We start from the raw sequence: 10,006 nt of genomic DNA on the forward strand, positions 1-10,006 counted from the left end.
ATATTCCATCCGCTCCGACAGATTGGAGAATTAATGCTTTTTGAGCTCAGCAAGAAAAAAGACACATCACTCTTCGCGCTCGACCGAAGGGAGAGGCAGCGAACAAGTGATCCAATCCTTGCTCAAAACGTCATATTGCGTTTCTGGAATTCATTGCAAAAGACCTTGTCAACAATGTCGCCAGAGCGCTTGAGCCGCGGGGGTATTGGCGAAGCTCCTCATTCCAGAAAGGCATGTTTGATCCAGAAGGTGATTGTTGCTAGCCTGTTGGCTCTGCTGCCCGGCTTCGCATTTGCCGAAGCCATTCCGCGCGAAGGACCAAACGATAGCCGCGTACGGCTGGCCTCCTACCAGGAGGGCCAAGTCTATCGCATCAGCGTTTCGCTCACCCATGTCACCACAATCGAGTTCGGGCGCGGCGAAAGCATCCGCTCGATCATCGCAGGTGACACAGAGGGCTTTGAGATCGACGGCGTGCCGGGCGGCCAGGCCTTCGCGATCAAACCCGTCGCGCGCGCCGTTCATACCAATGTGACCGTCTACACCAACCGGCGCAGCTACTATTTCAACGTCCAGGAGGTCCGCAGCCCGACCTTCTACGTGGTGCAGTTCCGCTATCCGGATGAGGATGCACGCCCGACGCGCGCCATCGCAGCACGCGCCCCCAACTTCAATTATGCGGCCAGCGCGCGCACCGAGTTCACGCCGACACGCGTCTGGGATGATGGTACGTTTACGTATTTCGCGTTTTCGCGGAATGCCCCTGTGCCCGCGATCTTCCGCTATGCAACCGGGCGCGAGCGGACGGTCAACACGCAGGCCACCGGGGACGGCGTGATCCGCGTCTCCGGCGTGAACAGGCAATGGGTGCTGCGGATCGGTGACGAGGTCGTCTGTATCGAGGCGACGCCGCCGCCAGGGGCATCGTCATGAGTGACACAGGCAATACCGAGTTGGAAAAACGCCTCGCCGCCCTGGAGCAAGGCAGGACGCGTGGCGCGCCAGCCGCTCCGCGCCGCTCGCCGCTTCTGGCCCTGGTCGTGGTGCTCGTCATCGGCGCTGGCGGGGCGATGGTCTACCTGCTCTCCCAGCCCGAGGTAGAGGAAGCCCTGCCCACGGCGACACCGGATGTGTTCCAAAACGAGGGCGATGGGTTCGGGGCCATCGAAACCCTGCCCCCGCCCGAGCCCGAAGTGGTCTTTGTGGCCCCCGATCCGGTAGAGCCCAATGCCGAACTCCTGGCACAGATCGCCGCCCTGCAGGCCCAGATCGAGGAATTGCGCAACGCCCCCGAACTGGTCGTCAAGGAAGATACCGCAGCGTCCGAGGCCATCGATGCATTAACAGCCCAGATCGCTGCACTGCAGGCCGTCTCGGAAGCGGCACAGCAACGTTTCCAGGACGAACTCACCGCCCGGGATCGAAGCCTCGAGCAATTGCGCATGGATCTCGAACTGATCCAACTCGAAGCCAATCGCCCTGCCCCCGCGCCTTTGGGGCCGTCTGAGGATGAGCAGCGCGCACGGGAAGAAGAACGACTGCGCCGCGAAGAGGAGGCACGGCGGCTGACGGTTCTCGAACGTCGCGCCGCCGAGGAACGTGCGTTTCAGGAGCGCCGCATCGCCTCACCAACCATCGCCTTCGGTGGCACGTCCGGTGCGAAGGAAACAGATCTGAGCGAACGCACCTTTGGTGAGGTGACGGATTTCGTGCTGAACGGCGCGCTGCCCACGGCTGTCACCCAGGCCGAAGTTATCGCCAACCCGTCCAACACCATCATCCAGGGCACGATGATCCAGGCCGTCATGGAATCCGCACTCGACAGCTCCCTGCCTGGCCAGACCCGCGCCGTCGTCTCGGAAGATGTCTTCAGCTTCGACGGCTCCCGCCTCCTGATCCCCCGTGGCTCTCGCCTCATCGGGCGTTATCGCTCAGGCGTCGATATCGCGCAGCGCCGCGTCACCATCGCCTGGGACCGGATCATCCTGCCCGACAATCAAACCATCCAGATCAGCTCCTTCGGCGGTGATGAACTGGGCCGCTCGGGCGTCACCGGTTTCGTGGACACGCGCTTTGACGAACGCTTCGGCTCGGCGGCGCTGATCTCGCTGATTTCCACGGCGCCGAGTGCGGCCGCCGCAAATGTTCAGGACGAGACAGCTGCGGACGTGCTCGAAGACGTGGGCGACGATCTGGCCGATGCCACCGACTCTGTGATCGGCGACTACCTCTCCATCGGGCCCGTCATCTATGTCGACCAAGGCGCGCGCGTCACGGTGATGGTCGACCGCGATCTGGAGATCTTCTGAACCCATGTCGCTGAGCTATCTGGAAACCTCGCTCGACCGGATCAAAGCCGCCGCCCGCGACGATGTCATCGAGATCTGCATCAACCCCGACGGCACCTGTTGGGGCGAGTTTCAGGGCGACCACTTCATGCGCGGATTGGATCAGAGGCTGACCGCGACGGACGTGAAGGATCTCGGCAACCAGATCGCCTCTTCAGCCAATACCACCATGAGCAAGGACCGCCCCATCGTCTCGGTCTCGATCACCTACAAAGGCCGCCCGATCCGCGCCCAGGTCATCACCCCGCCCGCCGTGCTTTCCGCCATGTCGATCAGCTTGCGTTTCTTCTCAAGCCTGCCGCTCGAGGGGATCAAACTTGATTTCCTTTATGGCAAGGAACGCAAGCTCGAAGAACTGCGCCTCGAGAAAGCGCGGGAGCTGCGTGAGGTCGTGGCCGCAGGTGACATCGATGACGCCTTGGCCTTCTGTGTCGAGAACAAGCTCAACATGATCGTCTCGGGCGGAACCTCCACAGGCAAGACCGTCGCCGCGCGCAAGATTCTCTCCCATGTGCCGGCGGACGAAAGGATCGTCACCATCGAGGAAGCCGCCGAGTTACTGCCGACACAGCCCAATGCCGTGACCCTCATCGCCAATCGCGATGCGGAATTCCAGACCGCCGATGTGCTGCTCACCGCAACCCTGCGGATGCGCCCCGACCGGATCATCCTTGGAGAGGTGCGCGGCAAGGAGGCCATGACCTTCCTCGAGGCGATCAACACCGGCCATGGGGGATCCATGACCACGCTTCACGCCGAAACCCCGCAACTCGCCGTACAACGCCTTGCCATCGCCGCCCTCAAGACCGAGATCCCGATGACCTATGCGGACATGATCCAATACATCGAGAACTCCATCGATGTGATCATTCAGGCCGGTCGTCATGACGGCAAGCGCGGCATCACGGAATTCTACCTCCCCGGCACAAGCGAAATCGGAGCTACCCAATGAAGACCTTTGAGTATGACGTCCTGCTCTTCCAAGTGAAGAAACAGAAGGACTTTGAGGCGATGCGAAGTGCCTTGAATGAGCGCGGTGCGGAAGGGTGGGAAGTCATTACGGCCGAGGCTGATGACTACGGCTACACCACGTTCTTGAAGCGTGAAACTGTTGGCACAAAAGCGGCATCAGAATAATGCGAGTCGTTGCCGTTGGAAGCCTGCTCGTCGTCCTCAGTGCAATCGCTGGCGTGGCCGAGCGGAACCTGGTCCCGACGCTCGACAATCGGCCGGATGTCTGCCCCGACCAGCCTTCAGAGCCACATTGGATGCAGAACATCAATGTGCGCGAGTCCTACAAACGTCTTCTGATCCAACAAATTTATCGGGCGCAGAGCATGCAACGCATCGTTGATGCGCAAAATTGCGAATGTCCAACGCGGTATCCATCTTGGGAAGCGGCCGAACGCGTCTTCTTCGAGCGTTTCACCTCATCTGAATACTGGGACATCGTGGAAGCGACGTCCGCATACCGGCGGCAAGCGAATGAACTGCGTCTCGTCGCCATCCCAATCTGCGAACCCGCTGGCAACTGGTAGTTTCCCATGAGTGTCGTCACCTACTTCGTGGAAACGGCTGAAGGCTATCTAGATACCGCTGCCGAAACTCAGTTTGGCGCGGTGGCCGCAACGGTCGGCACGGTGCTGGTTCTCGGCACAACACTGGTTGTCGTTCTGGTCTTCATCAACATGATCTACCAGTATCGCGCCATGGATGGCCGAACGGCCTTTTGGCTGGCCGCGAAGGTGGCGCTGATCGGGATATTCGCGACCAACTGGGTCCAGTTCAACGTGCTTGCCGCGGCGATTCTGGATGGGATCGACAGCATTGCCGGATCGCTTGTGGCTTCTGTCGGCGGCGGATCACCAGGTCCGTCCGGCACCTTTGCAGAGGAATTCGACGAGCTGATTGGAGCGCTCGGGGACTACCTGAATGCCGCAGGATCTGAGCTGAACTGGATGGCCGGTGCGTTGTTGGACACGCTAGGGGTCCTGCTGCTCTCAATACTGGGGGGTCTGGCCGCGTTCATTGTTGTGGCCTCGCGCCTGATGATCGCTCTTCTCATCGGCATTGCGCCGGTCATGATTTTCCTGACACTCTTTGAGGTCACCAAGGATTACTTCGCGCGCTGGCTATCGGCCCTCATTTCCTTCGCGATGTATCCGATTGTCGTGGCCGGCGTGTTCGCGACGATCACTGGGGTGTCACGCGCGCTTCTCGCCGAGCTTGGAGACCCAGAGGGAGCATCTAACATAGGCGCTCTTATTCCGTTTTTCATGCTGGTGCTGATGGCGAAAGGTTTCATCATAGCAACACCCTTCTTAGTGAGGGCAATCTCAGGCAACATCATGATGCCTGCACTCTCGGCAGGGTTCGGGGGGAGTTACGCTTTCGCCCGAGGGCTGGCAGGTAGCCAACAGGTTTACAACCGTTACGCCATTGGGGGCGCAACCGGAGCGGAGTACGCTGCCCTTCGAGCTCGACAGTTCTTTGGTGTGCAAGCGTTGCCAAGCCGTCCGAATTCTGCGGGAACGCCAACGGCCACTCCTCCCGGCGACGCGATCGGCACAGGCGCCCGAATGCTGGCTCAGCTTTCAAGGTTGGGTCGTCTTGGCAGGCGGTGACGACCCATTTGGGGCATTAATTGCAGTTACCATCGCTGCGACGCAGCCTCACGAGACCGGCCATTCGTTGCATCTGCAAAATCGACGGTTGTTCGAACTCACACTGTGAACAGGTTTGCTTATTTGCTCTCCGCTTGTCTGTGAGCAGAGGCGTCATTGCTATTCGGGCTGCTCTTCCCATTATTCAAGCGCATTTTCGGCATTCGCCTGCATCCTAGCAAGCAATGAAAATGCGAGGTCCTGTTCTTCAGGTGAAAAACCCTCAAAGAGCCTGGCGTTTATTCGTTGGTGGAAATCGGACAGATGCCGCAACTCATTCCCCTTTTCCGTGAGGATAACGACGATGGCACGCCCGTCGGTCTTGTGCTGTTGGCGTGCAACCAATCCCCGGTCGACCATGCGATCCACGATTCTGGACGTGGCAGGAAGCCCGTTGCCCACAAGATCCGCCAAGGCGCTGACCGTGATTTCTTCGTCGCGCCACAAGCATGACAGGATCACCCACTGGGGCAGTGAAAGATCGTGTGGGTCAAGCAAGTGATGACACAGCGCATTCATGCGCCCGGTCGTGAAATTGAGAGCGCGGCCAATGGACTTCGGCGGGGGTGAAATTTTGCTTGCCATGTAAATTAAATCTCTCTTATAGTTTACGTGTAAATTAAAATGGCCTGCTCAGCGTCCAGATACAACGCAAATCGGCGGTTGGCAGGCCACATGTACATTCGCAAAGGAAATCCCGATGACAAAAAAGGTTCTCATGGTCGGCTGGCATCCCACGGTGGTCGATTATTCCAGGTATCCCGGATTGGACGCGAACAAGCTCGAAGCCGCGTTGCGCGCGGATGAACGCAAACTGAACGACCTCGGCTATGACGCCTCCATCGGGTTCATTTTCAGCGGCGAGACCGCGATGGAACAACTGGAACAGACGCTGAAACAAGACGCCTATGATGTCGTGATGATCGGTGCAGGCGTGCGCAAGGACGACGATCACTTCCTGACCTTCGAAAAGCTGGTGAACATCGTGCATGAGCACGCCCCCAAGGCGCGTATCGCCTTCAATAGCGGGCCAATGGACTCCGACGCGGCAATCCAGCGTTGGGCATGACCGGAGACACATCATGGCGCATTCTACAAAAAGCACGACAAGCCAGTTCGGCAAGATCGGGATTGGCCTACACTGGATCAGCGCCCTGCTGATCGTCATTCTGCTTGGCAGCGGATTCCGTGCAGGGTTCACCACGGACACGGATGTCAAGACCGCCGCGCTTCAGGTGCATCTGCCGGTCGCGATCCTTGTGCTTATCCTGACCGTGACCAGACTGATCTGGTGGTGGCGTTTCGACACCAAGCCTGGTCCCGTGGCGGGCATTCCACCCTGGCAGGACAGGATCGCCCGATGGACCCATCGTGGCCTCTACGCCGCTGTCATCCTGCTGTTGGCAAGCGGTATCGCCATGTCGGTCATATCAGGACTTCCCGACGCTCTGTTCGGCTCGGCGGCATTTCCCGAACTGGCGGAACTTCCACCAAGGGCGGGACATGGGATCGGCGCGCGGGTCATGGTCGGGTTGGTGATGCTCCATGCCGGCGCCACGCTGTATCATCATTTTTACTTGAAGGACAAAACGCTCAAACGAATTTGGTTTCAAAAGGCGTAGGGCGCCGTCCAGACAGTTTGCAGAAACGGACATTCTGTACTCTTGCACTGTGGACCTCCTAGGTGCCACAGCATTCCCCAGAGCGGAAATCACTGCCGTTCAGTGCAGGACCGTTTAGATCCGACTTGATCAGATGAAAGGCAAAGAAAATGTGATTTACATCTGCAAGATCGCACAAAGCACACACGGATATTTACCGACCTTTAGGTCACCGTAGAAATTTGCTTCAGTGCGGCGCCATCAGATTGGTGGTTCGTGCATATTGCTGTAATTTCTCTCGGTTTGGCCCGCAACTGGTTTGATCAGATGCATCGTATCGGGGCCATCTTACCCGTTTAAAGCTGATCTCATCCATTTGAGCCACATGCGGCCTCAGGCATCCGACATGTTGGCCAGCGCAAGTGACACCTGATCTGCAAAGCGCGACGTTGCAACGGACAGTACACGCCCACGCATCTGGCCCAACAGCAGGTTGCCCGGTGGCATGTCGCGACCCGAAATTGGCCGAAACACCATGCCGCGATCTTGTTCCACCGACAAACCGATGGGGATCTGAAAGCCAACCGCACGTTCATGCCTCACGTAATAGCGGATCAACTCAAAGGACTCGGTTTCGACCACGGGTGACACGGATCGGCCGACCCGTTTGGCTGCCATGTCGAGGAGGCCGCGCACGCCATACTTCTGCGCAGGCGCGATATGGGGATGATCGATGCAATCGCGCAGCCGCAGCTCGGACCGGCCAGCCAGCGGATGATCCTGCGCAAAGAGAGCGCAAACCGGTTGTGGGATGGCGTGCAGCACCTCGAAATCCACCAAAACGCGAGGCTCGAACACCAGCGCCAGATCGCTGCGGAAACTAACCAGTTCTGCTTCGGCCTGTTCGCGGTCCCGTACGTTGACAGCAAACGTCACACCTGGATGTGCCTTGCGATAGGCCGCAATCTGCTGGGGCAGGAAAAACGGCAACAGCGCCTGCGAACAAGCAATGGTGACATGACCCCGGCGAACCCCCGACAGGTCGGCAACCTGACTTTGGACCCGTGCAAGGTCCGAGCGTTGCGCGCGGTAGTGCTGCAACACCAATTCTCCGGCAGGGTTCAGACGCACACCGCGGGGCAGCCGTTCGAAGATCTGCGACCCGAACTCGCGTTCGAACCGTGCCAGACGTCGGTTCAGGGCCGAGGCGGTGATGTTGGAATCCTCCGCCGCCTTGCGGATCGATCCGGCACGGGAAATCGCCTCGATCAGGCGGAATGTGTCCATGTGCTGCATCGCGACGCCTCTTGAGTGGTGCATCAGATGCACCGGATAGGTGAAAACATAGCATTTTTCGAACTGCACGCAACCTGCCATGCTGCACAGCAGAACCAATGACCGACGCCAAAGGGGGCTGCCACAAATGCACACCGATCGAAGAAATTTCTTGAGAATGACCGCCGCATTCGGCGCCGCGGCAATGGCGCCATTCGCCTGGACCACCAGGGCTGAAGCACAGGGGTTGGAGACGATGGTCGTGGCCTCGGGCCAGACCATCAACAGTCTCGATCTGCACCGGACAGGCACCAACAGGGCGAGCTACCAAGTCGCCATCAACTGTTATGACCGACTTGTCGGGTTCGGGTCGCGCCAATTGCCCACCGGCGAAATGTCCTATGATTACGACACCATCGTGCCGGAACTGGCCGAAAGCTGGACCATTTCCGACGATGGCCTGGTCTTTACCTTCACACTCAAGTCCGATGCCACCTTCACCGATGGCAGCGCCGTGACAGCGACGGACGTGAAATGGTCGTTCGATCGGGCAGTTTCGGTGGGCGGGTTCCCCTCGACGCAGATGCGTGCAGGAGGGTTTTTCCGGCCCGACCAGTTCGAAGCGTTGGACGAGCGGACCTTTGTGTTGCGGCTGGATTACCCATCCAAGCTGTCGCTGCCGAACCTCGCCGTGCCTGTGCCTTTCATCATCAACTCGAAGGTTGCGATCGCCAATGCGACTGAGGCCGACCCATGGGCCACGGAATACCTGCACACCACCACCGCGGGGTCAGGGGCCTACACGGTGACGCGGTGGGACCAGGGCCAGCAAATCGTCTATGACCGCAACGATGCTTGGAGCGGAGGACCTTTGCCCGAGATTCGGCGCGTCATCATGCGCGAGGTGCCGAACAATTCGACTCGCCGCGCCCTGATCGAACGGGGCGACGTGCAGGTCTCCTTCGACATCCCCGACCGAGACGCATCGGAATTGGTGGGGACGGTTGATGTCTTTTCGACGCCGATCGAGAACTGCATCCACTGCGCCTGCCTCAACACGCGGTTCGAGCCGTTCCAGGACCCCGACGTGCGCAAGGCCATCGCCCATGCGATCCCCTACGAGGCGATCTTTCAAACCGCCGCCTACGGTCGCGGCGCGCCGATGTGGGGCGGTCCGGCAGAGATCACCGACACCGCGTGGCCCCGGCCCTTTCCCTACATGACCGACATGGACAAGGCGCGCGAGCACCTTGAAGCGTCGAGCTTCGCAAGCGGTTTCCCGGTGCAGATGTCGATCAGCCTCGATCTGGCGAGCTGGATGGAACCGACGGCCCTGCTGATCCAGGAAAGCCTCGGCCAACTGGGCATCATCACCACCGTCGAACGCATCCCCGGTGCCAACTGGCGCACCGTGGCGCTGGTCGACAAGTCGCTCGATTTCCACCTCGAGAATTTCGGTGGCTGGCTGAACACGCCTGATTACTACTTCTTCTGGGCCTATCAGAAGGACCGGCTGTTCAATTCATCGAACTATGACAACGAAGAGGTGCACGCCCTGACCGAACAGACACTGCACATGTCGATGGACGACCCCGAATGGGCGCCTCTGGTCAAGAAGATGTTCCAGATCGTGATCGACGACCTGCCGCGCATCCCGCTGTATCAGCCGGCCCTGAACGTCGCGGTCAACGGGGCGTCGGGCTACGAGTTCTGGTTTCACCGCCAGCTCGACCCGCGGCGCATGACGGGGGTCTGAGCGATGGCCGGGCGGACGCGCGCGATCGGGATGCGGCTGGCACAGACCGTGCCGGTGATCATCGGGGTGATCGTGATCAGTTTCATCCTGACCCGCGCGCTGCCCGGCGATCCGGCGGTCTATTTCGCCGGGGCCATGGCGGATGCCGAGTCTATCCAGCAGGTGCGAGAGGCGCTTGGTCTCGACAAACCGCTGGTAACGCAGTTCTTCCTCTATGTCGGTGATCTGGCGCAAGGCGACCTGGGCCGCTCGATCAGCACAGGGCAACCGGTGCTCACCGATCTGTCCGCGCGGCTGCCTGCGTCGCTCGAACTCACGCTTTCGGCGCTGGTGCTGTCTTGCCTCATCGCAATTCCACTGGGT

The 10,006-nt window shown here is 59.7% G+C and carries 11 protein-coding genes and 1 pseudogene; 10 read left to right on the plus strand and 2 right to left on the minus strand.

Annotation, left to right across the window (positions count from 1 at the left end; all coding sequences use genetic code 11):
- Positions 1 to 237 precede the first annotated feature (237 nt).
- From ACTIEN_RS21160 to ACTIEN_RS21185, 6 genes are read left to right on the plus strand one after another with little or no spacing between them, the layout of a single operon-like run.
- The gene (locus ACTIEN_RS21160; protein ID WP_439525144.1) at positions 238 to 933 is read left to right on the plus strand and encodes a TrbG/VirB9 family P-type conjugative transfer protein; all 696 of its coding nucleotides are present in this window, start codon (positions 238 to 240) and stop codon (positions 931 to 933) included.
- Complete coding sequence (locus ACTIEN_RS21165) at positions 930 to 2,309, plus strand: TrbI/VirB10 family protein (RefSeq protein ID WP_439525134.1); 1,380 nt, start codon at positions 930 to 932, stop codon at positions 2,307 to 2,309. The genes ACTIEN_RS21160 and ACTIEN_RS21165 overlap by 4 nt, the downstream gene beginning before the upstream one ends.
- Before the next feature lie 4 nt (positions 2,310 to 2,313).
- Positions 2,314 to 3,300: an ATPase, T2SS/T4P/T4SS family gene (locus ACTIEN_RS21170; protein ID WP_439525135.1), complete on the plus strand. Its 987-nt coding sequence runs from the start codon at positions 2,314 to 2,316 to the stop codon at positions 3,298 to 3,300.
- Positions 3,297 to 3,485, plus strand: coding sequence for a hypothetical protein (locus ACTIEN_RS21175; protein WP_439525136.1), 189 nt, complete (start codon positions 3,297 to 3,299; stop codon positions 3,483 to 3,485). The genes ACTIEN_RS21170 and ACTIEN_RS21175 overlap by 4 nt, the downstream gene beginning before the upstream one ends.
- The gene (locus ACTIEN_RS21180) at positions 3,485 to 3,886 is read left to right on the plus strand and encodes a hypothetical protein (protein ID WP_439525137.1); all 402 of its coding nucleotides are present in this window, start codon (positions 3,485 to 3,487) and stop codon (positions 3,884 to 3,886) included. The genes ACTIEN_RS21175 and ACTIEN_RS21180 overlap by 1 nt, the downstream gene beginning before the upstream one ends.
- A 6-nt stretch (positions 3,887 to 3,892) precedes the next feature.
- A complete protein-coding gene (locus ACTIEN_RS21185; protein ID WP_439525138.1) occupies positions 3,893 to 4,972 on the plus strand; it encodes a type IV secretion system protein in 1,080 nt (359 codons plus the stop codon).
- 180 nt (positions 4,973 to 5,152) lie between these two features.
- Here ACTIEN_RS21185 and ACTIEN_RS21190 read toward each other — a convergent pair whose 3' ends face one another.
- Positions 5,153 to 5,596, minus strand: a complete 444-nt coding sequence (locus ACTIEN_RS21190; protein ID WP_439525139.1) for a MarR family winged helix-turn-helix transcriptional regulator — start codon at positions 5,594 to 5,596, stop codon at positions 5,153 to 5,155.
- A 115-nt stretch (positions 5,597 to 5,711) separates the two neighbouring features.
- Between ACTIEN_RS21190 and ACTIEN_RS21195 the strand changes: the two genes are divergently transcribed.
- Complete coding sequence (locus ACTIEN_RS21195) at positions 5,712 to 6,080, plus strand: hypothetical protein (protein ID WP_439525140.1); 369 nt, start codon at positions 5,712 to 5,714, stop codon at positions 6,078 to 6,080.
- Between the two features lie 13 nt (positions 6,081 to 6,093).
- Positions 6,094 to 6,633, plus strand: coding sequence for a cytochrome b (locus ACTIEN_RS21200; RefSeq protein ID WP_439525141.1), 540 nt, complete (start codon positions 6,094 to 6,096; stop codon positions 6,631 to 6,633).
- Positions 6,634 to 7,005: 372 nt separating this feature from the next.
- On the opposite strand, the gene ACTIEN_RS21205 is transcribed toward ACTIEN_RS21200, so the two are convergent.
- The gene (locus ACTIEN_RS21205) at positions 7,006 to 7,908 is read right to left on the minus strand and encodes a LysR family transcriptional regulator (RefSeq protein ID WP_439525142.1); all 903 of its coding nucleotides are present in this window, start codon (positions 7,906 to 7,908) and stop codon (positions 7,006 to 7,008) included.
- Positions 7,909 to 8,065: 157 nt separating this feature from the next.
- Here ACTIEN_RS21205 and ACTIEN_RS21210 point away from each other — a divergent pair, with 157 nt between their 5' ends.
- Both ACTIEN_RS21210 and ACTIEN_RS21215 read left to right on the plus strand, forming a co-directional pair.
- Positions 8,066 to 9,643 carry an ABC transporter substrate-binding protein gene (locus tag ACTIEN_RS21210; RefSeq protein WP_439525143.1) on the plus strand — a complete coding sequence of 526 codons (1,578 nt, stop codon included), beginning with the start codon at positions 8,066 to 8,068 and terminating at the stop codon, positions 9,641 to 9,643.
- Between the two features lie 3 nt (positions 9,644 to 9,646).
- A pseudogene (locus tag ACTIEN_RS21215) lies at positions 9,647 to 10,006 on the plus strand (ABC transporter permease); the annotation flags it as partial.

The organism is Marivita sp. (genome assembly GCF_051859345.1).
In the GTDB taxonomy this organism is placed as follows: domain Bacteria; phylum Pseudomonadota; class Alphaproteobacteria; order Rhodobacterales; family Rhodobacteraceae; genus Marivita.